Raw genomic sequence first — 26,291 nt, forward strand, 5'->3', positions numbered from 1 at the left:
CGCTATTTTCCCTTTAAAGACATAAGATAATCTATGCCCGTTTTCTCTTTTGTATTTTAAATTAAAAATAGGAATTTCCCGCCGAACCGGCGGATATGATTACCAGAAGATCTCTGGTGAGTTTTATTATAGGGCCGGACTTTTGATTTGTCCAGCCCTTTTTTCATAAAAATAATTAAAAAATTATAAACCTGTTTTTATCCAGACCTGCATCTCCCCTGTTCCTCTGTTATTCCAGAGATAATAAGGCACTGCAACAAGCTCTGTACTTTCTCTGGAAGCACAGTAGGTAGTGTAAAGCTTATCTGTATCAGGTACCTGTGTTCTGCTACCTCTGGCCTTCAATGCCACATAGCCTCCCAACTCAGGTTTTTTCTCTTCTGTAAGTCCTGCGTCTGTATCCACTGTCAGCTCCGCCAGATATTTTCCGTTGTCTGCCTCTTCCAGACAGTAGACTAAAGGTCCCCGCATGATCGCAGCTCTGCCCAGATCATAATGAATTCTTCTGTTTGCACAGATGAAACGTGGCTGCATATCAAATTCCAATTCAATATGAGCAGATTTTGTCCAACAGCGTGAAATCAATGCATACCCATTTTCCACCTGATCCGGGGTAATCTCTTTGCCGTCCAGCCGCAGAGTATAATGTTCTGCCCATCCCGGGATACGGAATGCCAGTCCGATTTCACGGTCTGAGTCACTTTGTACTGTGAAATTGATCTTTCCGTTTTCCGGATAAGAAGTGCTCTGAGTAATATTCAATATACTTTCGCCAACCTGGATTTTCCCATCTCCTGCTATATAAAGATGTACATTCACCCGATCTTCTGAAGCCGTATAAATATAATCCCATAATCCTCCGATAAGACGTGCAATATTCGGAGGACAGCATGCACAGGCAAACCATTTCTGTCGTTCCGGCTTCACATGATGGCGCTGGGTATTGTCTCTGCATACCTCCGGCACAGATTCCAACGGATTTACGTAAAAGAAACGATTGCCCTCATAATTCATTCCCCCAAGCACTGTATTGTAAAGTGCCTGTTCCATCACATCTCCATAAACAGAGTCAGTCTCTGACATCAGCATTTTCTGAGCAAAAAAGATCAGGCCAATAGAAGCACAGGTTTCTGAATAATTAGTATCATTAGGAAGATCATAATCATTGGTAAAAGCTTCCCCTGAATTAGTGGCACCAATTCCTCCAGTGATATACATCTGCTTTTTCACAATATTATCCCAGATTGTCCGGCAGGCTGCAAACAGTTCTTTATCTCCTGTCTTTCCGGCCAGATCTGCCATGGCAGTATACATATAAACAGCGCGTACTGCATGTCCCACTGCCTTTTTCTGCAGACGTACCGGACTCTGGAACTGATTGTAATAATTATACGGATACTGATTATAATACCTGTTTGGTTCCGGTGTTCTGGCTTTCTCCCAGAAGCTGACATGGTCTCTCTTTTCAAATTCTTCCTCAAAGAAGTGATTGGTTCCTCTGGTATTGATAAAATATCCTGCCAGATTTAAATATTTCTCATTCCCGGACAGATCATAGAGCTTTAACAAGGCAATCTCTATTTCCTGATGTCCCGGATAGCCATGAAGCTTACCTTCCTCAGGGCCAAAAACTCTGTCCAGATAATCCGCCAGTTTATAAGCAATCTGAAGGATTTTCTCCTTTCCTGTTGCCCTGTAATAGGATACTGCACTTTCAATAAAATGTCCGGCACAATAGAGCTCATGGCATTCCAGTACATTCGTCCATTTTTTATCCGGTTCCTCAATGGAAAAATAAGTATCCAGATAACCGTCCTCTTCCTGGGCTTCTGCGATCAGATCAATGACAGAATCTGCTTTTTCCTCCAGCTCAGGATTCCTCTCCAGCATCAGGATATTGCCTACTGCTTCCAGCCATTTATATACATCACTGTCCTGAAATACCTGTCCATAAAAATGCCCTTTCATTTTGCCGCCGGCAATTCTCAGATTGTCAATGGCATGGCTGGGCTCAGCATCCTTTCTTCGGTCATTTAAAATATCCCACTGATAGGGAATTACCATATTTTTTACCAGATCAATATAACGGTTCCAGAAGGAGTTGCGGATTACGCACTCCTCCTTCTGAAGCAATCTGTTTTTATTCATGCCTAGATTGTAACCTCCATCTTGCATCCTTCCGGTGCCAGAATCATTCCATCTTCTGTGTCTTTCACTACACTGCCGCCTGTAACTGCGGAAACTTCATGAATATTTCTGAGAAGATATGTCATTCCCGGATTCTCTTTGGTTGTTTCCAAAATCAGCTTGTTTCCTTCTCTTGCTGCATTTACCACAAATGCTGTCTCACCTTTATTTGTTACTACTTCACAGGAACCAGTTCCGTTCAGTTCGTAAACCTGGATCTGTACATCTTTTTCCAGTTCATAATCAACAGTAGTGTCTACTGCACCTATAGAAAGCAGAGTGTTCTCTCTTACGAATACAGGCAGTGAGAAGAAGTCATAAGTTTCTTCATACCATCTGCCTCCTTCCTTTACTTCTCCGCTTAACAGATGCGTCCATTTTCCCTTAGGCAGATAATATTCTACATGGCTCTCTTTATTGAAGATCGGAGCTACCAGAATACTGTCACCTAACATATACTGCATATCCAGATATTTCACAGCAGGATCATCTGTGAACTCCATAATCATTGCTCTCATGGACGGAATACCGGTTCTGTGTGATTTCACAGCCATAGAATACAGATATGGAAGTAATCTTAATTTCAGTTTGGTAAACTTACGGCAAACATCTACCGCTTCCTCATCAAACAGCCACGGAACACGATAGCTCTTGGATCCGTGGAGACGGCTGTGTGTGGAAAGGAGACCAAACTGCAGCCAGCGTTTGTACACATCCGGGGCCGCTGTCATTTCAAATCCGCCCATATCATGACTCCAGAAAGAAAATCCTGATAAGGTAAAGGACAAACCGCCTCTTAAGCTCTCAGCCATGGAAGCATAGGTTGCAGAGCAGTCACCGCCCCAGTGAACCGGGAACTGCTGTCCGCCTGCTGTTGCACTTCTTGCAAAAAGAATAGCTTCTCCTTCTCCTTTTACTTCTTTCAGAAGGCTGAATACAGTTTTATTATAAAGGTATGTATAATAGTTATGCATGGAAACAGGGTCAGATCCATCATAATATTTCACATCTACAGGGATTCTCTCACCAAAGTCTGTCTTGAAGCAGTCAACACCCATATCAAGCAGACCTTTCAGCTTATTCTGATACCATTTTACTGCGCCCGGATTTGTAAAATCTACAAGTCCCATTCCCGGCTGCCAGTTATCAATCTGTTTTACGCCCATTCCGTCTGCACGCTGTAACAGATATCCTTTTTCCATTCCCTCTTTGAAGAATGCCGTTCCCTGTGCAATATATGGATTGATCCATACGCATACCTTCAGACCTTTTTCTTTATAACGCTTCAGCATTGCAGGTACATCCGGGAAAATTCTGGAATCCCATTCAAAATCGCACCAGTGGAATTCTTTCATCCAGAAGCAGTCGAAATGAAATACACTCAACGGAATATCTCTGTCTGCCATTCCCTGAATAAAGGAATTGGTAGTCTCTTCATCATAGTTGGTTGTGAAGGATGTGGACAGCCATAATCCAAAGGACCATGAAGGCGGCAGTGCAGGTTTACCTGTCAGATCTGTATATGTTTCCATTACACCTTTGATGTCATCACCATAGATCACATGATAACGGATTTCTTCCCCTTTTACAGAAAATCCTACATTCTCAACTTTCTCGCTGGCAACTTCAAAGGATACATTATCACTGTGGTCAACGAATACACCGTAATGTTTACTGGTTACATAGAAAGGAATATTTTTATAGGAAATCTGGGAAGCTGTACCGCCATCCTCATTCCATATATCCACTACCTGTCCATTCTTTACGAATGCTGTAAATCTCTCACCAAGCCCATATACGCATTCACCTGGGTCAAGAGAAAGTTCTGTTACCATATATGGCTGATACTGAGCTGCCATATAGTTTGGTTCCGGGAACTTGGTCAGTACCGCTCTGTCATACTGCATATATCCCAGGTTACGGAATCCGATATTTGTAAGAACTTTTCCGTCTGCTTCATATGTGATCTTGAAGTCTTTTAAATCTACTCTTACTGTCATTCTTCCGGCTCTCATCACAGCTTCCTCTTCTGTGATCTCAACCTTTGTTTCCTGTGGATCCTCATTCAGCTCATATCTGGGCTCACCCTTTACATAGCCTTCATAATGATAGCTTCTTACACTGATAATGTCTTTACGTGCAGAAGTAAATTCTGTAGTGATAGTTCCTACATCCAGAGCACCGCCTCTGTCTGTGATCTGCCGGAATGGAGAAACAATTCTCATTCCTCCCGGAATTGCTTCAGCTGTAAATGCCTGAGATGCATAGGACGCATTGGCTCTTTCATTTTTTTCCCAATATCCTTCTGTAAATTTCATCTGATTTCTGATCTCCTTTTCTATAAAACAATTCTTTTTTATTCTCTGTTATGCAAGTCACGGTACAACAAAGAATCCTGCTTGCAGGATTCTCCGCCTGCGACGGGTCGCTTCAGTGACATAAAATAAGGGGAAGAAGCATAGCTTCTTCCCCAGTTATCATCTTTGTCTGCTAGTCTTAGTTTGAAGCCCCGTCAATTTCCTGATATTTCTGTTCAATTGTGCTAATTGTATCTTCTTTGGAAGCGCTGCCTTCTACATATGCCTGCATAGCTTCACCAAATGCCTGATGGAAGCTGTCTGTAGAGTAAATTATTTCGAGAGGAGCCGCACCTTTTTCTTCAACGGAAGCAGAACCCTGTTTGATTACTTCATACTCTGTATCAAAGTCACCCTTAATTGGCGGAACTACACCTGCAACATCTGTGAACCATGCTTTACCATAGTCAGAGGTATACCACCAGTTCAGGAAGTTCAGAACGATCTCCTGATTTTCGGAATCTTTGCTTACACGAAGTGCCTGATCTGATCCTGTGATAACCTGGCAATGAGAAGCATCTTCATCTACCGGATATCCTGCAAATGCAATCTTAAGGTCTGGATTAATCTTCATCAGATCACTTTCAACCCATGCGCCCTGTCCAATCATAATAGCTGCTTTTCCAGCTGCAAGTGCTGCTTCTTCACCACTTAAATCTGTTTCCAGAGGTTTCTGATCTCCGTTATCCTTTACCAGATCAATAAATTCAAAGAAGTTATCTGTAAGGATTGGATAATTTTCCAGAGAATCTGATCCATCTTCAAATCCTGCTACCATTTTTTGCACATCATCAGATGCTGCATCTGCAAAGTGCTGGAATACATGTTTAAATACCCACCATTCAGCATATCCACTTGTAAATGGTGTAATATCTGCTGCTTTTAATTTCTCTACACAATCTTTTAACTCTGTCATAGTTTCCGGAACTTTTTCAACGCCTGCCTTATCCAGAAGATCCTGGTTGTAGATCAGTCCGAAATAGTTTCCTTTGATTGCCATACCATAACAGCCTTCTCCATTGGCATCTTTCATAGCTGCTGCTACATTGTCGTCCATAGCATCAACCAATGGCTGTCCTGTAAGATCAAGAGAATATTCTTTATATGTTTCGATTTCTTTTCCTGATGTGGAGGAGAAGATATCCGGGCACTCACCTGAGTTAAGTTTTGCTTTTAAAAGTGTAGGATAGTCGTTCTGTGTTGTCTCGTAGTTGATAGTAACACCTGGCTCTACATTTTTGTACTCATCAATAAGAGTTGTGATGGCATCTGCATACTCCGGCTGGGAGATAAACATATAGATTTCGCCTTCGTCATCACCTTCTGCATGAACTGCTACGCTTGAGAACATAGTAGTTGCCATTGCTGCACAAAGCATTACACTGATCAGTTTTTTCTTCATCTTAAAATCCTCCTTTTGATTTTGATTTCATTGCTTTATTCTGTCCGGCATGAAACCAACCGGTCATTTACATATTATAAATTTCAGATCATCAACCTTTTACTGCACCTGCAACAACACCCTCTACAATATACTTCTGCAGGAAAATAAAGATAATGATGGATGGAAGTACTGCCAGCACCATAGCTGCCATTGCGTAATGCCACTGTGTATTGAACTGACCTACGAATGTATAAGCGGAAAGCACCAGCGTCTTGGTCTCATTTGAACTGTTGACCATAAGCAGTGGAAGAAGGAAGTCATTCCAGATCCACATTACATCGATTACGATGACTGTAAAGGTTACAGATTTCAGGAGCGGGAAAATAATAGAACGATAGGTACGGAAGGTTCCTGCACCATCGATAAATGCACTTTCATCCAACTCCTTGGGAATTGTTGACATAAAATTCCCATAAATAAATGCTGCCATGGGAATACCGAATCCCCAGTACTGTATTCCAAGTCCTACCTTGCTTCCGGAAAGATTTACTACGTTCATAACTTTCAGAAGTGTGATCATAATCGTTTGGAACGGGATCAGCATAGGCGTTGTGATCATAAACTGTGCAAATCTGGTATATTTGTTTTTCTTTCTGCTGATGATATAAGCAGACATAGAAGAAAATATGATGATTCCCACAATACCGATCACGGTAATGATCACGTTGTTAAGGAACAGCTTGCCATACTTCATTTTGTCCATTACATAGGTGTAATTGCTCCATTCAATCTTACTGGGAAGTGCGATTACATCCATAATAACTTCGCCAAAGGGCTTCACTGAGTTAATCACCATCAGAAATACAGGGTAAATATAAATCAACGCCAGGATAAGCATTATAATTGTCAGTACTATCTTTTTCGTTTTCTTTCTCTGGGCCATTGTCATTATAAATCTACCTCCCTGCTATGCATAGCTTTTAATACCAGCTGTGTGATAACCAGGATGATCACAAAGAATACCAGTGCCTTGGCAGATCCCAGACCATAATTATTATTCTGGAAAGCTTCTCTGTAAATATCAAGTGTTACACTGTATGTAGATCCTCCCGGTCCACCTTTGGTAAGTGCCAGGATAATATCAAATACCTTAACGGCATTTGTCAGGGACATAAATACACAGGTTGTAATGGACGGTCCCAGAAGAGGAAGTGTAACTTTGAAAAATTTCTTCCAGGAAGTAGCCCCATCTACTTCTGCTGCCTCAAGCACATCTGTAGGAACTGCCTGAAGTCCTGCAATATATAAAACAATATAGAAGCCAAGTGCCTGCCAGATACCTACAAAGGCCACTGCATAGAATGCGAGATGACTGTCACCCAGCCAGCTGAGATTTAAGAATCCCAGGTGTGTTTTTTCAAAAAGTGCTGCAAATCCCTGTGAAAAAATGAATTTCCAGATGAAACCTACGATTGTCATACTCATGATATACGGAATGAAGAACATACTCCTCATTACATTCGCAGCCGGAATCTTCTGTACAAGAGCTACTGCGATTGCCAGTGCAAGGATATTTACCAAGATCATGAAAACAATGGTATACTTGCCGGTAAAGATCAGGCTCTGCAGGAAATCTGAAGAACCACTGAACAATTTCTTAAAGTTCTCCAGTCCGATAAATTTCGGTGATTTGGAAATTCCGTTCCACTCTGTAAGTGAGTAGTAAAGGCTCATTACAAAGGGAATGTAAAATACCAACATTACAAGAAACAATGACGGAACTGTAAAAGCCGCACATTCCAGATATTCTTTTTTCTTTCTCTTCATATCTGTCTGTCCTCCTCTATTCAGTGATTGCAACTTTTGCTGCTGTTTTGCCTCAAACAGCAACGTTCGTTTGTCTTATGCATTTAATATACTTCGCTTTATGTGAATTGTCAACATATTTTCGTCTTCTATTGTGTATATTTTTATAGGTTTTCTACATAACCTATAAAAAGTCAAATTAACCTGTTTTTGTGAATCTTATCTAAATTTTCTCGTAATCTTTACTTATTTCTCCACTTTAGCTTGTTAAAAATATACAATTTTTGCTTTCGTCACTTTGCCAATCCCAGTACTCCGGAGCCTCTTTTATGGCTTAATTTTTACACTTTCCCTTTCCACCAGCTGTACTCCAGTCATATATACATTCTTTTCACACTTTTCCCCGTGTATAAGTTTCATCAGCACATCCACTGCTGTCTCCGCTTTTTCTCCTACATCTACACGGATCGTAGTCAGGCGAGGATAAACAATAGTGGCAAATACATCATCGTCCATCCCTGCTACAGAGATTTCCTCCGGAATCTTCGCCTTATTCCTGTGAAGAAAAGAGATCATCTCTGCCGCATTAATATCTGCAGAAAAGAACAGAGCCGTCTCTGTTCCCACATATTTCAAAAAATCCTGATAACATTTCTCTCGTTCTACATCATTTCCGGGCAGACGTTTCTCTTCCAGAAGAACATCTCTATCTGCATCACGTACTGCCTCCATTACCCCCAGAAAACGCAGATGATCCGCACCATGATTTTCATTTGCCAGATACACAATTCTTTTCATACCCTGTCTGATCAAATATTCTGCCATCTCTCTGCCGCCCTTTTTATCTTCAGACGTAACCTGATAATACTCCTCATTCCCTTCCGGCATTTCATCCATATCAATGGACACTATGGGTATTTCAGATAATCCGGCTATTTTTTTCAGATGTCTGTAGGGCATAGAAATCGTAATGATTCCATCTACATTCCAGCCAACTGTCATCTTCTCAATTTCCTCTACATTCTTATCCGAGAAAATCATAATATAATATCCCTTTTCTCTCAGAAGCCTCTCCAGGTGTCCCAGTATATTCCCATAAAATGGTGTCTCATAAGCAGAGCCTCTGGCAAACTTCGGCGTTGTAATAAGAATACAGATAATTCTGGAACTCCGGTTGGTCAATGCATTCAGCCCCAGTCTTGGGATATAATTATTTTCTGCCAGCAGCCTTTCCACCTTCTCTATAGTTTCAGCTGAAACCCTGGCATTTTTCTTGTGCAGAACATTGGAAACTGTAGTCGTGCTTACCCCTGCCTGTCTGGCAATCTCTTTTATCGTAACCATAAAAAACCTCCCATCCTTTGGGTTAAGTATAATACACTGTGCCATAGAATAGCTAGAGTAAATTTATATATCGGTTGCCAGCAAAGAACTATCAAGGTATAATAAAAGAAATGCAACAATCACTCAGATACATGGAAACAGAAACAAGGAGAAATCATACATGTCTTCATTATTTATCGTAATTCCCGCATACAACGAGGCAGAAAACATAGAACGCACAGTCAGTGAATGGTATCCCATCGTAGAGTCCCACAACAAAGAGGGACAATCCCGTCTGGTTATCATTAACGATGGAAGCAAAGATCATACATATGAGCTGATCTGCAAACTGGCACAGACCCGCCCTCTCCTGATCCCTCTGACCAAGCCAAACGGCGGCCACGGTTCCACCGTTCTCTACGGTTACCGCTACGCCATTGAACACAAGGCTGACTATATCTTCCAGACCGACTCCGACGGCCAGACCAACCCCGATGAATTTGAAGCCTTCTGGAGAAAAAGAAACACCTACAATGCCATCATCGGAAACCGCAAAGTCCGCGGTGACGGAAAATCCAGAAAATTCGTAGAAAACACAGTCTGCCTTCTCCTTCGCCTGATCTTCGGAGTAAAAATCCCGGATGCCAACGCCCCCTTCCGCCTGATGCACACAGACCTGGTAAACAAATACATCCACCGCCTCCCCAAAAACTACAACCTCCCCAACATCATGCTCACCACCTACTTCGTATACTACAAAGAAAAAATAACCTTCCTCCCCATCACCTTCAAACCCCGCCAAGCCGGAACCAACTCCCTCAACCTAAAAAAAATCACCAAAATCGGCTACCAGGCAATCAAAGACTTCCACACCCTAAAAAAATCTATGTAGATAGACAAATATCGAAAGCTGATCCATCTGTATTTCAAAGCGTATCCCCATCCCCCAAACTCCCCACTACCGAAAAAAAGCCACCGCCAAAACGCGGTGACTTTTTTGACCCAACCCAGCAAATCAGTCAAGTTAACAACTTTCCCCATAAAAAAACCTTGCGCTCCCAAAAAAAGCGCAAGGGGTGTCCAGAGGGGACGCTGCTCAAGCGTCCCCTTTGGGATTTTCCTACATTTATCCAAATGTACTCATATCTCTTTATGACTCGTAACCCTAAGTCGTGCCATAGCTCTGGACAGAGCCAGCTGATTCATATGATACTCCTGAATACTCTGCTTCTGTCTCATCTGCTCTTCTGCTCTTTCCTTCGCTTCCTGTGCCCTGCGGATATCAATCTCCTCAGGACTCTCTGCTGTCAGGCAGAACAACTTCACACGGTTATTGATCATCTCCACAAACCCACTGCTCACAGCCAGAATATGCTTTGTACCATCTGCTTCCTCGAAACGCATTTCGCCCGGAATGATAGCCGCAACAATATTCTCGTGCTGTGCCAAGAAAGCCTGCTCACCGTCAACAGCCGGAATTGTCAGGGTTTTGGCACGTCCTGCAAACGCCAGCTTATTACTGGCATAAATCTCAAGACCAAATGTATCTGCCATAAAATCCGCTCCTTATTCCTGACCCATCTCAGTCTTTGCTTTCTCGATGACATCCTCAATTGTACCAACATTGAAGAAAGCATTTTCCGGATACTGATCCATCTCACCATCAACGATTGCCTTGAATCCACGGATGGTTTCTTTCAGAGGAACATATTTACCCTTGATACCTGTGAAGTTCTCAGCTACATGGAATGGCTGGGAAAGGAACTTCTGGATCTTTCTTGCACGGAATACAGTGCTCTTATCTTCTTCAGAAAGCTCTTCCATACCAAGAATAGCGATGATGTCCTGAAGTTCTTTATATTTCTGAAGAATTTCCTGTACTTTACGTGCTACTTCATAATGTTCTTCACCTACAACATCCGGCTCCAGGATACGGGAAGTAGATTCCAGCGGATCAACAGCCGGATAAATACCCTGCTCTACGATCTTTCTGGAAAGAACGGTTGTTGCATCCAGATGAGCGAATGTAGTTGCAGGAGCCGGGTCAGTCAGGTCATCGGCAGGTACATAGACAGCCTGTACAGATGTTACAGAACCATCCTTAGTAGAAGCGATACGTTCCTGAAGTTCACCCATCTCAGTAGCCAGTGTTGGCTGATAACCTACGGCTGAAGGCATACGTCCAAGAAGGGCGGAAACCTCGGAACCAGCCTGTACGAAACGGAAGATATTATCAATGAAAAGAAGCACATCTCTGTGTTCCTCATCTCTGAAGTACTCAGCCATTGTCAGTCCGGTTTCAGCAACACGCATACGGGATCCCGGCGGCTCGTTCATCTGTCCGAACACTAAGGCTGTTTTTTCAAGAACGCCGGACTCTTTCATTTCTGACCATAAGTCGTTACCTTCACGGGAACGCTCTCCAACACCTGTGAAAATGGAGTATCCGCCATGCTCTGTGGCAATGTTCTGGATCAGCTCCTGAATCAGGACTGTCTTACCAACACCGGCACCACCGAACAGACCGATCTTACCACCTTTTGCATATGGTGCAAGAAGGTCGATAACCTTAATACCTGTTTCCAGGATTTCTACAGCCGGTTTCTGATGTTCGAAATCCGGCGGATCTCTGTGAATGACCCATTTCTGTTCTCCCTCAAGGGAAGGACCATCATCTACTGTATCACCAAGTACGTTAAATAAACGTCCCAGTGTCTTATCACCTACAGGAACCTTAATGCCGCTTCCTGTGGCGATGACTTCTCTGTCTCGCTGTAAGCCTTCGCTTGCGCTCAGCATAATGCAGCGTACCATATTGTTTCCCAGATGATGGGAAACTTCCATTACACATCTTTTACCGTTGTTCTCTACCTCAAGGGCATCCTTAATCTCAGGAAGATTTCCATCTTCAAAAACAACGTCTACAACAGGTCCCATAACCTGTACAATTTTACCTTTGTTCATCGTCGTCACTTCCTTTTTTGTGCTTTTGCACCGCTGACAATCTCAGTGATTTCCTGTGTGATGGCAGCCTGACGCGCACGGTTGTACTCAATGGATAATTCCCTGAGCATCTTCTTTGCACTGTCCGTAGAGGACTGCATTGCCATCATTCTGGCATTATTTTCACTGGCATACGCTTCTACAAGACATCCATAGATCAGACCGGTCAGGTAATTGGGGATCATGGTATTCAGAAGTACATCGGCTGATGGTGACAGCACAATTTCCTCCTGCGGCATGTCCGCAAGCATTGCCTGATTTGGCAGGAACTCTGCCTTCTTCAATGGAAGAAGCTGCATATTCACCGGCTCCATTGCAACTGCACTCTGCATCTCCGTATAGAAAATACGGACTTCGTCCAGTTCTCTGTCCAGGAACGCTCTGACAATCTCCTCTGAGATCAGACGCGCTCTGTGCATGGTCGGTTTCTGTACTGTATATGGAAAGTTCTCTGCGATATCCATATGTTTCTTCGTGAAATACTGACGGCCTACCATACCCAGCACATAAAGCTTGCAGTGCTCATGCTCTGCCATAAACTGTTCTGTCATTTTCTGGATATTATGGTTATAGGCACCTGCCATACCTTTATCACCGGTAACTACGATACAGCCGATCTTACGGTCTTCCTCTGCGATCTTATGACGGATACTGAAAAAAGGATGCTCTGTATCCGGCATATGACGCAGGATTCGGGAAATTGCTGCCTGCATATTATAGTAATACGGCTCTGTATCGGACAGGATTCTTTTGGCCTTCTGCATCTTGGATGAAGAAATCATATACATGGCATTGGTGATCTTCATGGTGTCCTGAATGCTTTTCATTCGAGTCTGAATCTCTTTCGTACTGCCCATATCAACACCTACCTGCTCTTATCTGCAAATTCTTCTGCCACTTTCACGATCTTTTCTGCCAGTTCATCCGGAAGCTGTCTCTTCTCCTCGATCTCTCTTCCGATTTCCGGATAAGCACTGTCAAAGTAGTCCAGCATATCTCTCTGATACTTCTTCATCTTCTTAGTTTCCACGTGCATCATTGCCTTGTGTGTTGCCGCACAAAGAGTGATGACCTGCTCATGAAGACTTAACGGACTTGAAAGCGGCTGTTTCAGAAGTTCCATAAGTCCGCTTCCGTATTTCAGCTGCTGAGTTGTAGCCTCGTCCAGATCAGAACTGAACTGTGTAAAGATTTCCATCTCACGATACTGAGCCAGATCGATACGGACACTTCCTGCTGCTTTCTTCATGGCTTTTGCCTGTGCAGCACCACCAACTCGGGATACGGAAAGACCTACGTTAACCGCCGGACGCATACCGGAGTTAAACAGGTCACTCTCCAGGAAGATCTGACCATCTGTGATGGAAATAACGTTTGTAGGAATATATGCGGAAAGGTCACCTGCCTGTGTCTCAATGATAGGAAGTGCGGTGATAGAACCACCGCCGGCCTTTTCATTCAGACGGCTGGAACGCTCCAGTAATCTGGAATGGAGATAGAATACATCTCCAGGATAAGCCTCACGTCCCGGTGAACGTTCCAGAAGCAATGACAGTGCACGATATGCAACTGCATGCTTGGATAAATCATCATAAACCATCAATACATCTTTTCCCTTGTACATGAAGTACTCAGCAAGTGCAGTACCTGCATAAGGAACAATGTACTGAAGTGGTGCACAGTCACTGGCTGTAGAGGAGAATACTGTTGTATAGTCCATAGCACCATGTTTCTCCAGAGTAGATACGATCTTAGCTACTGTAGAAGCTTTCTGTCCGATCGCAACATAGATACAGATTACATCTTTGCCTTTCTGGTTAAGAATGGTATCCAGTGCAACGGAAGTCTTACCTGTCTGTCTGTCACCGATGATCAGCTCACGCTGGCCACGGCCGATCGGGAACATGGAGTCAATGGAAAGAATACCTGTTTCCAGCGGAACTGTTACAGATTTTCTCTCAATGATCCCAGGTGCCGGATTCTCTACCGGACGATACCCGTCTGCCTTAATCTCGCCTTTACCATCGATCGGTGCTCCCAGAGCATTTACAATCCTTCCGATAAAAGCGTCACCTACAGGCACACCTGCCTGTTTCTGGGTTCTTGCCACCTTTGTTCCTTCTTTGATTCCTGTATCTTTACCGAACAGGATACATCCGATGCTGTTTGCACGGATATCCTGAACCATACCTTTCAGACCATTCTCAAAGGTTACAACCTCGCCATACATAGCATGATCGATACCATGTACCGTGGCGATACCATCTCCGACGGAGATGACTGTTCCTACTTCCTGGTCCTTGCTGATTTCGTCATAATTCTTAATTTCTTCTTTCAGAATCGAAATGATTTCATCTGGATTCATTGCAGCCAACTTTTATTCACCTCCGTGTCAATTTCTGTCTTAAATTGTTGTAACGTCCGCGGAGACTCCAGTCGAACTCTTTGTCTCCGGCAGAAAGAATGAAGCCTCCGATCAAAGATTTGTCTTCTCTGAGAGTAAGGATTACTTCCTTTGCTCCGAATTCCCTGCGAAGGAAATCTTCCATCTTCTCTTTCTGGGCTTCTTCCGGTTTTGTTACATATGTGAGAACAGCTTTCAGGATTCCTTTCTGTTTACGGCTGTAATTGCCGTATGCTTCCAGGATATCATAAATGCTGCTGATTTTCTGATATTTACAGGTTACCTTCAGGAAATTTTTCATCTCCTGTGGAAATACCCTGTCAATTACATGTTCTTTTTCTTTTAAAGAAACCAGCGGATTCTCAAGAGCACCCTTTAACTGCGGGGTACTCCTGAAAATCTTTTCTGTCTCTGAAACAGCTTCTTCCGGGACAGAAAGCTCATATAATGCTTTTGCATAATTAATGCATGTTTCCGTCATTGGAATCACCTGCCTCTTTTATAAACTGGTCATAAAGGGACAAATCCTGCTGACTGCTGTTTTTCTCTCCCATGATCTTAGAGGCTGCATCCAGCGCGATCTCTGCCACTCTGCTTTCCATAGCCTTCATAGCATTTTCCTGCTCTGTCCTGATATCTGCCTTTGCTTTATCAAGCATTGCGCCGGCCTGTGTATTTGCATCTTTTACAATACGCTCAGCCTGTACTTTTGCCTCATCCTTTGCCGCATTTACAATACGCATGGATTCGTCTTTCGCAGATTTCAGTGCATCTTCATATTTACCTTTCAGTTCATATGCCTGTTCTTCTGTATCTTTGGCACTTGCGAACTGCTGGTCGATCATGTTTTTTCTCTGCTCCATCACATTGAGGATCGGACCAAATAAGAACTTTTTCATTAAAAGATAAAGAACAATCAGGTTGATAATCGTAAAGACCACGTTGATATTAATTTCAATCACCGGTCCCACCTGCCTTTCTACTTATTCTTTATCCATCAATTAGCCAAGCATGATAACGATCAGAAGACCGATAACGAAACCGTAAATAGCTGTTGCTTCGGCAAGGGCGCATCCTAAAAGAAGTGCTTTACTGATCTTGCTTTCTGCTTCTGGCTGTCTTGCGATTGCTTCTACTGCTTTGGATGTTGCCATACCAATACCAATACCTGCTCCGATACCTGTCATAACTGCGATTGCTGCTCCAATAGCTACTAACATAACTTTTTTCCTCCTGTTGTTTCAATAAATTGAATGAATGATGTCAGGGACAAAATATTGCCCGTAACCTGATATTACAGATCTTTCTTCGTAATGTGCTATCCTGCCGATATCCGGACAGCTTTTTTGGGGGTACTGCTCATAACTGCTGTCTCATACTTTATGTCTCGTATCTTATGTCCCGTATGTGATGTCATAATCCTGTATGAACAGTAAGCTTTTATTCAATAGCTTCTTTGATAAATAAAGAAGTTAAGAATACAAATACATAGGCCTGAATGAATCCGTCAAAGAAATCAAAATACAGGCTGAATGGAATAGGAAGAATTGCCGGGCATATAAACTCAAGAAGTTTCATAACCACATAGCTTCCTAATACATTACCAAAAAGTCGCATACAAAGTGATGTAGGACGAATGGCGATCTCCAGAATATTGATCGGCAGCATAACCGGTGAAGGCTCTGCAAAGCTTTTAATAAATCCTTTCAGACCTTTCTTATGAAATCCTGCATACTCGATCAGAAAAATACTTGTAAGCGCAAGACCAATCGTACAGTTTAAATCCTTTGTAGGCGGTACAAATCCAAACACACCGAAAATGTTTGCAATTCCAATGTAAATGACAACTGTCATCAGATAGGGAATATATATTTTTCCCTCTTCTCCAAGAATATCCTTAAAGAAGTTATGGAGAAAACCAACTCCCGCTTCTAATAAAAGCTGTTTCTTACCAGGGTTTTCCACACTTAGATTTCGCACAAGCACCAATGACAAAATTAAAAGCACTGCCATGATGATCCATGTCACTGCTACTGATTCTGCAATTGGTATTCCACCAAACACCGGTATGGTAAAAACTGTCTTACATTGAAGTTCTTCCATTAACGTGCTTGCTAAATTACCCGTCTCTTTTCCCTCCTTTTTTTACCGGATCTCCGGAAAGCTATCTCCCTGAGATTCAGGATTTTGAGTTTATTATATTCAAAATCGTTAAAAAGTCAACAACTATTCCGACTATTATCAACAAAATAATTATTTTTTTTTATATATTTTGCACAATGAATTTTTATTACTTCGTCAAAATCATACTTTTTATCATGCACTTTAACAAAAATCGGTGCATTTTTATTGACCCAACTGTCACCCGGTGATATTATTTTATATATTTTTTATATAAAATTTATATCGCAAAACATACCAATTTTCAAACAGGTCATACCAATTTCTTTATACTCGGAAAGGATTATTTTATGCATATTCTATGTCTGGGCGACAGCATTACCGACTGCAATCATTTATTTGAAGATTTTCCCCTTGGAAACGGTTATGTACAGCTTCTCGCAGAAAAGCTCCCATACAACGTACAGATCAAAAATCACGGAATAGACGGATTCACAGTATCACGTATTCTCGAAAACATTCAAACTCACCGTATTTCCCTTCATCGCAATCCGATTATCACTCTGCTGGTCGGTATCAACGATATCGGATTAATCATGAACACACACCGCACAGAGGAACAAAAACAACAAATGCTGAAGGAATTTACTGTTCATTATAAAGAATTACTGAAACTGCTCACTGCAGATGCACAACAGGTGATTCTCATGGAACCGTTTATCTTCCCTTGTCCGGCTGAATATCAAAACTGGATTCCCTATGTCCATGCCATGTCTCAAAAGATCCGCAGTCTTTCCTTCCAGTTTTCACTTCCTTTCCTGCCTTTACAGGATTATCTGAATCAAGAAGCTTCTGTAAAAGGTTTTCCTGCTGTTACCACAGACGGCATCCATCTCACTGCCCTGGGTCACAGCCTGTTAGCTAAACGTCTGTATCCTTTGCTGAACGTTTAAGGGCAGAAGAAACCATAATGTTTTCTTGCATATCACTGTCCACTTCTGTATAATCTGGATATAAATTAATCCGAAAGGAGTTTTCCTTACCTATGGAAACCACTATTAAACAAATTGAAGATATGTCTCTGAACGCCTGGCCATCCCACAAAATGGAGCTGTATGACGGCTGGATTCTGAGATTTTCTTATTTTTATACACACAGAACCAACAGCGTAGAACAGTTTGGTAATTCCACTCTCACATGGAGAGAAAAAATCCCCTTTTGCGAAAGTGAGTATAAACGCCTTGGAAGTCCGGCTGTCTTCAAGATCAGTCCCCTGGTCTCTCCTGACTTTGATTATGTCCTGGAAAACCGTGGATATGCCATACAGCACACTACCAATGTTATGGCAATGAGCCTGAAAACTGCCCGGATAGATTGCCCTTACCCTAATGTCTCTTTCTGTGAAAATATCCCTCTTGAATGGATTGAAAGTCTGTTCCGTCTGAAAAATACCACCAATCCGATTCACCGGAAAGTAGTTCCATCCATGTATCAGTCAATCCTCAAGGAAACCATCTGTGCCTCTGTCAGTATAGACGGTCAGATTATTGCAACCGGTCTGGGAATATTGGACAGAGATTACATCGGTCTCTATGCCATCCATGTAAAAAAAGAATACCGCAGACAGGGATATGCCCGTCAGATTTGTACCGGACTTCTGAAAGAAGGCATAAAAAAGGGTGCCCAAAATGCTTACCTGCAGGTTGTAGAGGGAAATAAAAATGCCCGGGCACTGTACAGATCCCTTGGATTCCAGCAGCTCTATACCTATTGGTTTCGGGTACAGCCGGACGAAAATGGTAATTTTCCACCTGAAAAATAATTTACCGATTATCTATAAAAAAAGAAGTGCGTTCTGTAATTTTTTTCCTCTTACAGAACACACTTCTTTTCAGTTTACTTTTTCTTTTTGGGGAATCAATGAATGTATATTTTCATAATCGTTTTGTTACACTGTTTTCTTATTCAGTACTGCCGGTGTCACATTACCTGCAACCATAGCAGTCAGAGGACTGAAATACAGCAGACAGGTAAGCACACAGTAAATAGGGATCATAATTACAAACTGCACCAGTCTTCCAGGCATGATTGCATAAAAATTATATCCAAGCATAATTACCAGTCCTGCTGTTGTTAATACCAGAGAACTGAGAATTGCAGTTATCACAATAGAAATACAGATAACAACTGTTTTTCCTGTTTTCTTTTTGTTTGCGAACAGTGGTCTTGCCAGTGCCGGAAGAACTCCCCAGAGAATGGCTGCAACTGTAATAAATGGGTTTACAGCATATCCTTTCATAAAGCATCCGATAATATCTGCACATAATCCACAGACTCCGCCCGCTATAGGTCCCAGCCAAAGACCGGCCAGAATTGTAGTTACACTTCCTACAGAAATACGATATGCCCCAAGGTCAATGACCAGAACTCGTGTCAGTACCAGATGCATAGCGATCAGAAGTGCCATAAATACCAATGTTTTTACGTTCCATGTTTGTTTTTTCTGCATAATAAAAACACCTCCATAATGTGTTTATAAAATAGAGTAGTTACCATAAATAATAATCCCTCCACATTATGAGATGTCCTCATATGTAGCAACGGGTGCGGAAATCATATCGTAAGCAGCTTGTCACTCTGCTTTTCGTTTCACGGCGACTCCCCAGCCTATGAACACTTAACGCATAAAATCCTACTTCGCTATTATTTACTTGAGAAAAGTATATCATAAACTATCAAAAATGCAATATCTAATTGTTATTATTTTATCAAATTTTTTCAACCCCCCTATGGAAATATCAAAGGAAAAAATGAGTAAAAAAAGAAAAATAAATCTCAAAACCCTTACAATATATGTTATGATAATTGCATAAATGACTTTTCTGGAGGATCTGCAATTATCATGAAAAAACTGCTCTCTGTCTGTGCCTGCACCGTTCTTAGTTTATCTCTGAGCGGATGCTCTCTTGGAACTGTATTGGAACAAATCACATCAACCGGGGATGTTTCCGTGGAAGATCCATCCTCTCCGGAATCTGCCACAACTGAACCCAAAAGCAGAGTCTATATGGATGAAATATCAGGTACTCTTCAGGATTTTTCCGGAAGCCAGCTGATTCTGAATAAAGGAGAAGCTTCCTATGTATTCAATCTTTCTGGTGCCACTTTGGAATGTAAAGATGGTATGATCACAGGCGATGAGATCAGCGTAATCTATGAAGGACAGCTTTCCGGTACGGATACCAGTACCGTACAGACTCTGAAAGTAGTAGATGAATTTCATCGTAAAAGCAAATTGAAAAAGCGCACGGCCCATGGGCAGGTCCTTTCCCTCACTGCCAATACCATAACTCTGAAATCCAAAAAAGGAAAAACTGCTACCTATCCGATCACCGGCACAGAACAATATTATCAGAACGGAATCAAAGAGGGGGACTGGGTATATCTGCGTTTTAAAGGAAAATTCCCCGATACCTCCCAGGACTCTTCCGCTTCTCTCAATGCCAGCCACTTAAAGGTATTGAGTATTTCTGATCTGGAAACAATCGTTATCCCGGATCCAACTCCCACACCACCGCCGAATCCGGAGGAAACTCCCGAGGAGGCTGCCGGTAAAGAACAGCAGTTTCTGGCAACTATACAGGGGGTTAACCTGAACACCCTGCAGATTCTCCCTGCCGGAAGCAGCACAGTCCAAAATCTGGATATGTCCTCCATTCCCGTTTATTTCAAGGGCGGTATTGCTCCCGGCTCCCATGTAAATGTCACCTATAAGGGTGTCCTGCAGCCGGATACCCTGGAAGGGATCCAGATCCTGGCAGTTACAGGAGAAGATCCTGACACCATTGATGACAAACATATTTCTTTTACAGTTACAGGCGTCATTACCGGCAGTACTGCCAATACCATTACTGTACAGACAGATGATGGTGCTGTAGATACTTTCCGCACAGAAGAACTTCGGAACAGCTCTGAAGCCAGTCTGGAATACGGAGATTATGTCCAGGTAACCTTTCATCCCTCCAAATCTAAAGCTTCCAATATCTATACTGCTGTACAGATACAGAACACGTAAAATATCTTATATATAATATATAACTAAAAATACAGCAGGTATTTTTCATCTATTTCCAGACAGAACTTCCTGTCACCCGGATATTAACCGAATCAAGCAGGTAGCGAAGCGGATTGCGAATATCCGCTTGACTAATCCGTATTCGATGAAAATACCTGCTGTATTTTCAACTGTGAAATTTCTTTTTTATGTTCTCTTCTCCTTCCTTCAGCCAGGCATACACTTTATCACTGCATCCCAAAATCTCTTCGAAGGCATGGATCTCATCCTGTATTCCCTGCCCATGGTACACTCTATATGCCCCCGCATCACTTCCGGCTGCCACATGAATTCCCATTTGAAAGGCTTTACGGACATTTTCACTGGCACTCTGGATAATAGGAAATAAAGCAGCATCCTCATATCGTTCTGAACCCAGCAAATTTATCACTGTCACAAGGGTAGGCACCCAAACAGTACTGCTTTCCGCCAGCATTTCCAGCGTTTCCCCGTCCATATAGTTACCATGCTCCAGACTGTCTACCCCGGCTTTCAAAGCAGCCCTGACTCCATATACCCCATTGGTATGAGACATCACTCTCATTCCCTCTTCATGGGCAATATGAACCATCTCCCTCACTTCATCTGCTTCCAAAGACATTCCGGTAATTGCTCCATGATTATTAAAATCCAGGATTCCGGTAGTCATGATTTTGATAAAATCAGCTCCCTGTGCTTTTGCCTCCAGAACTCTCCGATGGAATTTTCCCATAGTATCAAAACTCTTTCCCACAATAGCGCCATAATATCCTTCCTTATGTATGGCAAATACAGGTGTCCTGTAATCAATTCCATACTCCGGTGCCAGCTCCTTTGCCCGCCTGGAAACTCCCAGTCCATCCCCTCCGTCACGCACAAAAGTAATACCACGCTTTTGATAAGCTTCCAGATGTTCTCTTATGATCTTATCGTCCGGTCCATTTTTTTGCATATCAACTGCATGGCGGTAATTCACGCCATCCATAATGATATGCGCATGACATTCTCCAAACATTTCCCGTTTCTCTTCCTCTTCCCTGCTACTTTCTTAACTCGAACCATAGAGTCAGACGGATAAACTCATCCGCTTCGCTATGCAACTCTATGCTCAATAACCGCTCCGCAGTTTTACTTAATCTTTTATCTACAATTTTTTATTTTTCAAAAAAATTTCGGATTTCGTCTTCTGTTGCCTGCACAGACCCCTGGACAAAGAATGGTTTTCCACCACCTCTTCCATTTAATGCAGCATTCATTTCCTTTGTATACTGGCGTAAATCCCCGTCAATCTCTCCCATAGCATACTTATAGCTTCCATCTTCATTTCTGGAAAATACTGCACAGCAACCCTCACAGGTATTCATCACTACATCCGCAAGTTTACGTACAGAATCTGCTTCCAGACCCTCTTTAAAGATCAGTACGCTTCCGGCACCTTCCCACTTCTTTGCCTCTGCCCGGAACATCTCTTCCTCCATACGTGCAACCAGGCCCTTCATACGGAAATTCTCGTCCTGCAGACGCTGTACTGCCTCCGCTGTTCTGTCCATCTTTGCAGAAAGCTTCATGGAAATCTGATGATTCTGCTCATTCACCATATTCAGATAATCCAGCACACGTTTACCGCAGATCATCTCCATACGGATGCCATCGTGAAATTTCACTACAGAGAGAAGCTTCACCATTCCGATCTCGCCTGTATGAGTTACGTGAGTACCACAGCAGGCACATACGTCTACTCCCGGGAATGTCACAATACGAACCTGTCCTGTCAGTTCCTTCTTACTTCTGTAATCCAAAACCTCTAATTCATCTGCTGTGGGATAAGTAATCAGTACTTCCTTATCCTCCCAAACTCTCTCATTCACTTCCCGCTCAATTTCTGCAAGCTGCGCATCATCCAGCATACCATTCAAATCTACAGTGATCACATCGCTTCCCATATGGAAACCTACATTATCATAACCATACTTCTCATGAATAATACCACTGACCATATGCTCACCGGAATGCTGCTGCATCAAATCAAAACGACGCGCCCAGTCAATCTTTCCTTCAACCCTGGTTCCCACTTCCAGTGCTTTATCTATATAATGAAGCAGCTCTCCATCTTTCTCATGAACCTCCGTCACCTGTGCATCACCCAAAATTCCCACATCACTCGGCTGACCACCACCCTCCGGATAAAAAGCACTCTCATCCAGAATTACAGCGAAACCTTTCTTACGCTCCCTGCACTCCAGAACTGTCGCGGTAAATTCTTTTTTATACACATCTTCATAATATAAACGTCTTGTTTCTGTCATAATCTGTCTCTCCTTGTTAATCTGTCATGTTATCTGTCATATTCCCCCGCATTATCTTCCATATAAACATAAATGCTGTATTTCATTCCAATCAAGTATAGACCAAATCAAAAGGGTTCGCAAGACTGTCCCCTAGAGATATTTTTATAAAAATCCGTTAATCCAAGCAGCCAATAACCAGCGCAGAAAAATAGTTTGTTTTGTGTGCATTTGCAGGATACTTAGATATTCTTAGCTGGCCAAAATCTGCGTTATGAGAAAAATGACACACTGTCTGAGCCGCTATGCGGCGAGTTTGTGGCATTTTTCTCATGCCTTTAGCAGATTTTTGCCAGCTTAGAATATCTTAGTGTCCGAAACCGCACACAAAACAAACTATTTTTCTGCGCGTCCCCTTTTTCTCAAAATTCCTCCAATATCTGAATCCATTCCCCCACCTCCTGCGTTATAATTAAATGAACAGGGAAAAGGAGACAGCAATGATCACAGAAAAACAATATCTGGAATATCTGATTAAGCAATACCAGAACTTAATATATTCGATCTGCCTGAAATCCGTCGGCAATCCATTTGATGCCGAAGATCTTACTCAGGAAGTATTTCTGTCTGCCTATAAAAACCTGTCCCGTTTTGACGGCACTTATGAAAAAGCCTGGCTAAGCAAGATTGCTGTCCGAAAATGCCTGGACTATCTGAAAGCAGCCGGGCGGCGAAGTATTCCAACAGAAGACACCTACTTTTCCCAGATTCCGGACCGACAATCCTCTCCCGAGGATGAATACATGAAAGCTGCATCCAATACTCACGTAGAAGCATTGTGTATGCAATTGAAAAGTCCCTACAAAGAAGTCGCTTACGCACATTTCTGCAGGGAACTGTCCGTACCTGAGATTGCACAACAGACAGGAAAAAATCCGAAAACAATTCAGACACAGCTCTATCGCGCAAGGGCAATGCTGAAAAAGATGCTTGAAAGGGGTGATTAGATGCATATTGATAAGAAGGATTTAATAGAATTTGACAACGGAAATATGAACACACAGGAAGTCATTGAATTTCTATCACATCTTGATCACTGCGATTTCTGTCTGGACCAGATGATGGAACAGGAAGACAGCAGTACGGATACTGCTCCTTCCTATCTGATGGAACAGATTCTGACCAAAGCAGACTCCGGTGAAGTACAGCTTGCCCGGGCAGCAAATAAAGCATCCCGCAAAATGCAGCTGCTCCATTACAGTCTTCAGACTGCTGCCGGTGTGATAGTTGCCCTGCTGCTTTTATTCAGTATCCCCAACCTGGATTTCACTTCCTTACATCAGGATACTTCCTCTCAGATAGACAGAACATTGCCAGAACATGAAAACGGCAGGCTCTACCAGTTCACCAGAGAACTTGGCCAGAACATTGGTGATGGCACCAGTTCTTTTATAAAATATATCAGTGATTTTTCCAGCAAATTAATGAATGGAGGCAAATAAAAGTATGCAAAAACAAAAACGTGGATTCTGGCTTTTTATCTTTTCCCTGATTCCAGGCGCAGGAGAAATGTACATGGGATTCAAAAAACAAGGAATCAGTATTATGTTCTTATTCTGGGGTGTCTTTGCCATCGGAGCATGTACCGGAATGGACTGGCTTGTGTTTCTGATTCCGATCATCTGGTTCTACAGTTTCTTTAATGTGCACAATCTGAAATCTCTTTCTGAGGAAGAGTTTTATTCCATAGAAGATTCCTATGTTCTTCATATGGATGAACTGACAGGAGATATCAGTTCCCTGCTTAAACATCACAGAAATTTAACTGCAGTTCTGCTGATTTTTCTTGGTGCTTCTATTCTGTGGAACAACCTGATGGATTTCCTCTATATGATCTTACCCGGCTATCTGGCTGATGTTATCGGTAGATTCACATATCATCTGCCACAGCTCGTAATTGCAGCTGCTATCATTTTTGCAGGAATTTATATTCTCACCCGCAAGAAGGATGCATTGGATGAAGAACACCATGACAGTTCCGATGAAGAAGAACACTACTGGACACCATATCGTCCATACCAGCAGGACATGAGAAATGCAGAAAATGTTGAAACTTCTGCAAATACTACTGATATAACAGACACCAACAGCCATCCTGTATTAAAAAAAGAAATTTCCGAAGAGCTCAAAGATACTGATAGCAGTACCAATTAGCCCTGAACCCAAAATGAGATTCAGATTTGCGATTGTACATTACCCGCAAATCTGAATCTCATTTTTATAGCAGTTGGGAAAACAATGCAATTTTCCATATAGCTATATAGTCACCGAAACTTCCCCAAAGGACAATACTGTCTCCTGCCCATCCTCTTCCCGTACTTTCAGCCTTCCGTCCCTGCATATCTCCAATGCAAATGCCTGCCTGGAAGAGGTTCCGTCTGTAATTGTGATCTGATGTCCCGGGATCATGTTATGTGTCACATAATCCGGAGATAGTTTCAGATCTGCTGTCTCTTTTCGCAGCTCGTTCACAATCATTGCTGTCAATTGATTACGGTCTGTCCGTTCTGCATCTTCTTTTGTCTCATAAAGAGCTCCAGCTATACTTCTTAATTTCTGCGGCAGTTTCTCCTGATCCAGGTAGAGATTCAATCCTATACCAACTACCACAAACTCAATATTTCCACTTTCAAAATCTGTGACAGCCTCTGTGAGGATTCCACAGACTTTCTTTCCTTTATAAAACAGATCATTAACCCATTTAATATCAAGCTGGATTCCACAGATCTGCGCAACGGCTCTGTAGACTGCCACTGCTGCCGCTGTTGTGATCAGTAAGCTGTCCTGTAGGGTTCCCTGGGGTTTCAGGATCACACTTATATAAAGCCCGGCATCTGCAGGGGAATAAAATTCCCGCCCTCTGCGTCCTCTTCCCGCAGTCTGACTTCTGGCAATGACAAAGGCTCCATGTCCTGCTTTTCCTATCATCGCTTCTTTCTTGGCAGTCTGGTTTGTAGATTCCAGCTCATCGTAAATATCTACTTTAACCTCCGGATCATCCAGAAACAGACGGATTCCCTCCTGGGACAACCGATTTGTATCCTTTGCCAGCATATAACCCTTATTAGGTCCTGCCTCTATGATATATCCGTCCTCCCTGAGTGATTTCACTGCTTTCCATACTGCTGCCCTGGTACAGCCCAGCTCACCTGCAATCCGCTCTCCGGAAATCACTTCTCCCTTATACTTTTCCAACATTTCCAGCAATCTTGATTTTACCGTCATATTTTCCCCTTTACCATTATTTCATGAGTGAATGTTATATATG

General features: G+C 42.5%; 25 protein-coding genes and 1 riboswitch. Of the genes, 7 read left to right on the forward strand and 18 right to left on the reverse strand.

The genetic code is table 11. From position 1 onward, the window contains the following. Nucleotides 1-183: 183 nt before the first annotated feature. The 6 genes from H8Z82_RS06305 to H8Z82_RS06330 form a co-directional block, all read right to left on the reverse strand. Nucleotides 184-2,148, reverse strand: a complete 1,965-nt coding sequence (locus H8Z82_RS06305; RefSeq protein ID WP_186994604.1) for a glycoside hydrolase family 127 protein — start codon at nt 2,146-2,148, stop codon at nt 184-186. A gap of 2 nt (nt 2,149-2,150) precedes the next feature. Next, a complete protein-coding gene (yicI, locus tag H8Z82_RS06310; protein ID WP_186994605.1) occupies nt 2,151-4,505 on the reverse strand; it encodes an alpha-xylosidase in 2,355 nt (784 codons plus the stop codon). 178 nt (nt 4,506-4,683) lie between these two features. Further along, nucleotides 4,684-5,946, reverse strand: coding sequence for an ABC transporter substrate-binding protein (locus H8Z82_RS06315; protein ID WP_186994606.1), 1,263 nt, complete (start codon nt 5,944-5,946; stop codon nt 4,684-4,686). A 91-nt stretch (nt 5,947-6,037) separates the two neighbouring features. Beyond that, a complete protein-coding gene (locus H8Z82_RS06320) occupies nt 6,038-6,877 on the reverse strand; it encodes a carbohydrate ABC transporter permease (RefSeq protein WP_019160520.1) in 840 nt (279 codons plus the stop codon). Further along, entirely contained in the window at nt 6,877-7,755 is an 879-nt protein-coding gene (locus H8Z82_RS06325) for a carbohydrate ABC transporter permease (protein ID WP_019160519.1), read from the reverse strand. Before H8Z82_RS06325 ends, H8Z82_RS06320 begins: the two co-directional genes overlap by 1 nt. Nucleotides 7,756-8,061: 306 nt before the next feature. Continuing rightward, nucleotides 8,062-9,078: a LacI family DNA-binding transcriptional regulator gene (locus tag H8Z82_RS06330; protein ID WP_186994607.1), complete on the reverse strand. Its 1,017-nt coding sequence runs from the start codon at nt 9,076-9,078 to the stop codon at nt 8,062-8,064. A gap of 160 nt (nt 9,079-9,238) precedes the next feature. Between H8Z82_RS06330 and H8Z82_RS06335 the strand changes: the two genes are divergently transcribed. Beyond that, nucleotides 9,239-9,949, forward strand: coding sequence for a glycosyltransferase family 2 protein (locus tag H8Z82_RS06335; RefSeq protein ID WP_186994608.1), 711 nt, complete (start codon nt 9,239-9,241; stop codon nt 9,947-9,949). A 248-nt stretch (nt 9,950-10,197) separates the two neighbouring features. Here the strand turns inward: H8Z82_RS06335 and atpC are convergent, their stop codons facing one another. The 8 genes from atpC to H8Z82_RS06375 all read right to left on the reverse strand — a co-directional run bounded on the left by atpC (nt 10,198) and on the right by H8Z82_RS06375 (nt 16,567). Then, complete coding sequence (atpC, locus tag H8Z82_RS06340) at nt 10,198-10,611, reverse strand: ATP synthase F1 subunit epsilon (RefSeq protein ID WP_055053358.1); 414 nt, start codon at nt 10,609-10,611, stop codon at nt 10,198-10,200. Nucleotides 10,612-10,623: 12 nt separating this feature from the next. Continuing rightward, nucleotides 10,624-12,021, reverse strand: coding sequence for a F0F1 ATP synthase subunit beta (gene atpD / locus H8Z82_RS06345; protein WP_008706999.1), 1,398 nt, complete (start codon nt 12,019-12,021; stop codon nt 10,624-10,626). Between the two features lie 5 nt (nt 12,022-12,026). Then, nucleotides 12,027-12,917 (reverse strand): ATP synthase F1 subunit gamma, encoded by an 891-nt coding sequence (atpG, locus tag H8Z82_RS06350; protein ID WP_008707001.1) that lies wholly within the window; start codon nt 12,915-12,917, stop codon nt 12,027-12,029. A gap of 8 nt (nt 12,918-12,925) precedes the next feature. After that, a complete protein-coding gene (gene atpA / locus H8Z82_RS06355) occupies nt 12,926-14,425 on the reverse strand; it encodes a F0F1 ATP synthase subunit alpha (RefSeq protein WP_055053388.1) in 1,500 nt (499 codons plus the stop codon). Nucleotides 14,426-14,441: 16 nt separating this feature from the next. Continuing rightward, complete coding sequence (gene atpH / locus H8Z82_RS06360; RefSeq protein ID WP_186994609.1) at nt 14,442-14,945, reverse strand: ATP synthase F1 subunit delta; 504 nt, start codon at nt 14,943-14,945, stop codon at nt 14,442-14,444. Continuing rightward, entirely contained in the window at nt 14,926-15,426 is a 501-nt protein-coding gene (gene atpF, locus H8Z82_RS06365) for a F0F1 ATP synthase subunit B (protein WP_330607871.1), read from the reverse strand. Before atpF ends, atpH begins: the two co-directional genes overlap by 20 nt. A gap of 39 nt (nt 15,427-15,465) precedes the next feature. Then, on the reverse strand, nt 15,466-15,684 hold the full coding sequence (gene atpE / locus H8Z82_RS06370; protein WP_019160512.1) for an ATP synthase F0 subunit C: 219 nt from the start codon (nt 15,682-15,684) through the stop codon (nt 15,466-15,468). Nucleotides 15,685-15,904: 220 nt separating this feature from the next. Continuing rightward, nucleotides 15,905-16,567 (reverse strand): F0F1 ATP synthase subunit A, encoded by a 663-nt coding sequence (locus H8Z82_RS06375; protein ID WP_186994611.1) that lies wholly within the window; start codon nt 16,565-16,567, stop codon nt 15,905-15,907. 368 nt (nt 16,568-16,935) lie between these two features. Here H8Z82_RS06375 and H8Z82_RS06380 point away from each other — a divergent pair, with 368 nt between their 5' ends. Continuing rightward, a complete protein-coding gene (locus H8Z82_RS06380; RefSeq protein ID WP_019160510.1) occupies nt 16,936-17,538 on the forward strand; it encodes an SGNH/GDSL hydrolase family protein in 603 nt (200 codons plus the stop codon). A gap of 92 nt (nt 17,539-17,630) precedes the next feature. Continuing rightward, on the forward strand, nt 17,631-18,407 hold the full coding sequence (locus H8Z82_RS06385; protein ID WP_186994612.1) for a GNAT family N-acetyltransferase: 777 nt from the start codon (nt 17,631-17,633) through the stop codon (nt 18,405-18,407). Nucleotides 18,408-18,533: 126 nt separating this feature from the next. Here H8Z82_RS06385 and H8Z82_RS06390 read toward each other — a convergent pair whose 3' ends face one another. Further along, nucleotides 18,534-19,094, reverse strand: coding sequence for a folate family ECF transporter S component (locus tag H8Z82_RS06390; protein WP_019160508.1), 561 nt, complete (start codon nt 19,092-19,094; stop codon nt 18,534-18,536). Between the two features lie 87 nt (nt 19,095-19,181). Continuing rightward, a riboswitch (THF riboswitch) is annotated at nt 19,182-19,287 on the reverse strand. Nucleotides 19,288-19,487: 200 nt separating this feature from the next. Here H8Z82_RS06390 and H8Z82_RS06395 point away from each other — a divergent pair. Continuing rightward, on the forward strand, nt 19,488-20,660 hold the full coding sequence (locus H8Z82_RS06395) for a hypothetical protein (protein WP_186994613.1): 1,173 nt from the start codon (nt 19,488-19,490) through the stop codon (nt 20,658-20,660). Between the two features lie 166 nt (nt 20,661-20,826). Here the strand turns inward: H8Z82_RS06395 and H8Z82_RS06400 are convergent, their stop codons facing one another. Beyond that, nucleotides 20,827-21,693, reverse strand: a complete 867-nt coding sequence (locus H8Z82_RS06400; RefSeq protein ID WP_186994614.1) for an amidohydrolase family protein — start codon at nt 21,691-21,693, stop codon at nt 20,827-20,829. A gap of 139 nt (nt 21,694-21,832) precedes the next feature. Then, nucleotides 21,833-22,984, reverse strand: coding sequence for an alanyl-tRNA editing protein (locus H8Z82_RS06405; protein ID WP_186994615.1), 1,152 nt, complete (start codon nt 22,982-22,984; stop codon nt 21,833-21,835). Nucleotides 22,985-23,463: 479 nt separating this feature from the next. On the opposite strand from H8Z82_RS06405, the gene H8Z82_RS06410 reads away from it, so the two are divergent. Genes H8Z82_RS06410 through H8Z82_RS06420 form a run of 3 tightly spaced genes read left to right on the forward strand, consistent with a single transcriptional unit; the run spans nt 23,464 to nt 25,177 of the window. Further along, nucleotides 23,464-23,970, forward strand: coding sequence for an RNA polymerase sigma factor (locus H8Z82_RS06410; protein WP_019160504.1), 507 nt, complete (start codon nt 23,464-23,466; stop codon nt 23,968-23,970). Then, entirely contained in the window at nt 23,971-24,465 is a 495-nt protein-coding gene (locus H8Z82_RS06415; protein WP_186994616.1) for a hypothetical protein, read from the forward strand. It abuts the gene before it with no gap. 4 nt (nt 24,466-24,469) lie between these two features. Further along, complete coding sequence (locus tag H8Z82_RS06420) at nt 24,470-25,177, forward strand: hypothetical protein (RefSeq protein WP_186994617.1); 708 nt, start codon at nt 24,470-24,472, stop codon at nt 25,175-25,177. 102 nt (nt 25,178-25,279) lie between these two features. Here H8Z82_RS06420 and H8Z82_RS06425 read toward each other — a convergent pair whose 3' ends face one another. Further along, nucleotides 25,280-26,248 carry a biotin--[acetyl-CoA-carboxylase] ligase gene (locus H8Z82_RS06425; RefSeq protein ID WP_186994618.1) on the reverse strand — a complete coding sequence of 323 codons (969 nt, stop codon included), beginning with the start codon at nt 26,246-26,248 and terminating at the stop codon, nt 25,280-25,282. Nucleotides 26,249-26,291: the final 43 nt, after the last annotated feature.

Source organism: Blautia difficilis, from assembly GCF_014297245.1.
Taxonomy (GTDB): domain Bacteria; phylum Bacillota; class Clostridia; order Lachnospirales; family Lachnospiraceae; genus Blautia_A; species Blautia_A difficilis.

Excerpts from the sequence above, each read along its gene's own strand:
- H8Z82_RS06395 (WP_186994613.1), top strand. The coding sequence starts at position 19,488 with ATGAAAAAACTGCTCTCTGTCTGTGCCTGCACCGTTCTTAGTTTATCT.
- H8Z82_RS06375 (WP_186994611.1), bottom strand. The coding sequence starts at position 16,567 with ATGGAAGAACTTCAATGTAAGACAGTTTTTACCATACCGGTGTTTGGT.
- H8Z82_RS06420 (WP_186994617.1), top strand. The coding sequence starts at position 24,470 with ATGCAAAAACAAAAACGTGGATTCTGGCTTTTTATCTTTTCCCTGATT.
- atpD (WP_008706999.1), bottom strand. The coding sequence starts at position 12,021 with ATGAACAAAGGTAAAATTGTACAGGTTATGGGACCTGTTGTAGACGTT.
- H8Z82_RS06330 (WP_186994607.1), bottom strand. The coding sequence starts at position 9,078 with ATGGTTACGATAAAAGAGATTGCCAGACAGGCAGGGGTAAGCACGACT.
- yicI (WP_186994605.1), bottom strand. The coding sequence starts at position 4,505 with ATGAAATTTACAGAAGGATATTGGGAAAAAAATGAAAGAGCCAATGCG.
- H8Z82_RS06390 (WP_019160508.1), bottom strand. The coding sequence starts at position 19,094 with ATGCAGAAAAAACAAACATGGAACGTAAAAACATTGGTATTTATGGCA.
- H8Z82_RS06425 (WP_186994618.1), bottom strand. The coding sequence starts at position 26,248 with ATGACGGTAAAATCAAGATTGCTGGAAATGTTGGAAAAGTATAAGGGA.
- atpC (WP_055053358.1), bottom strand. The coding sequence starts at position 10,611 with ATGGCAGATACATTTGGTCTTGAGATTTATGCCAGTAATAAGCTGGCG.
- atpG (WP_008707001.1), bottom strand. The coding sequence starts at position 12,917 with ATGGGCAGTACGAAAGAGATTCAGACTCGAATGAAAAGCATTCAGGAC.
- H8Z82_RS06400 (WP_186994614.1), bottom strand. The coding sequence starts at position 21,693 with ATGTTTGGAGAATGTCATGCGCATATCATTATGGATGGCGTGAATTAC.
- atpE (WP_019160512.1), bottom strand. The coding sequence starts at position 15,684 with ATGTTAGTAGCTATTGGAGCAGCAATCGCAGTTATGACAGGTATCGGA.
- H8Z82_RS06325 (WP_019160519.1), bottom strand. The coding sequence starts at position 7,755 with ATGAAGAGAAAGAAAAAAGAATATCTGGAATGTGCGGCTTTTACAGTT.
- H8Z82_RS06380 (WP_019160510.1), top strand. The coding sequence starts at position 16,936 with ATGCATATTCTATGTCTGGGCGACAGCATTACCGACTGCAATCATTTA.
- H8Z82_RS06320 (WP_019160520.1), bottom strand. The coding sequence starts at position 6,877 with ATGACAATGGCCCAGAGAAAGAAAACGAAAAAGATAGTACTGACAATT.
- H8Z82_RS06385 (WP_186994612.1), top strand. The coding sequence starts at position 17,631 with ATGGAAACCACTATTAAACAAATTGAAGATATGTCTCTGAACGCCTGG.
- H8Z82_RS06335 (WP_186994608.1), top strand. The coding sequence starts at position 9,239 with ATGTCTTCATTATTTATCGTAATTCCCGCATACAACGAGGCAGAAAAC.
- H8Z82_RS06410 (WP_019160504.1), top strand. The coding sequence starts at position 23,464 with ATGATCACAGAAAAACAATATCTGGAATATCTGATTAAGCAATACCAG.
- H8Z82_RS06405 (WP_186994615.1), bottom strand. The coding sequence starts at position 22,984 with ATGACAGAAACAAGACGTTTATATTATGAAGATGTGTATAAAAAAGAA.
- H8Z82_RS06315 (WP_186994606.1), bottom strand. The coding sequence starts at position 5,946 with ATGAAGAAAAAACTGATCAGTGTAATGCTTTGTGCAGCAATGGCAACT.
- H8Z82_RS06305 (WP_186994604.1), bottom strand. The coding sequence starts at position 2,148 with ATGAATAAAAACAGATTGCTTCAGAAGGAGGAGTGCGTAATCCGCAAC.
- H8Z82_RS06415 (WP_186994616.1), top strand. The coding sequence starts at position 23,971 with ATGCATATTGATAAGAAGGATTTAATAGAATTTGACAACGGAAATATG.
- atpH (WP_186994609.1), bottom strand. The coding sequence starts at position 14,945 with ATGACGGAAACATGCATTAATTATGCAAAAGCATTATATGAGCTTTCT.
- atpA (WP_055053388.1), bottom strand. The coding sequence starts at position 14,425 with ATGAATCCAGATGAAATCATTTCGATTCTGAAAGAAGAAATTAAGAAT.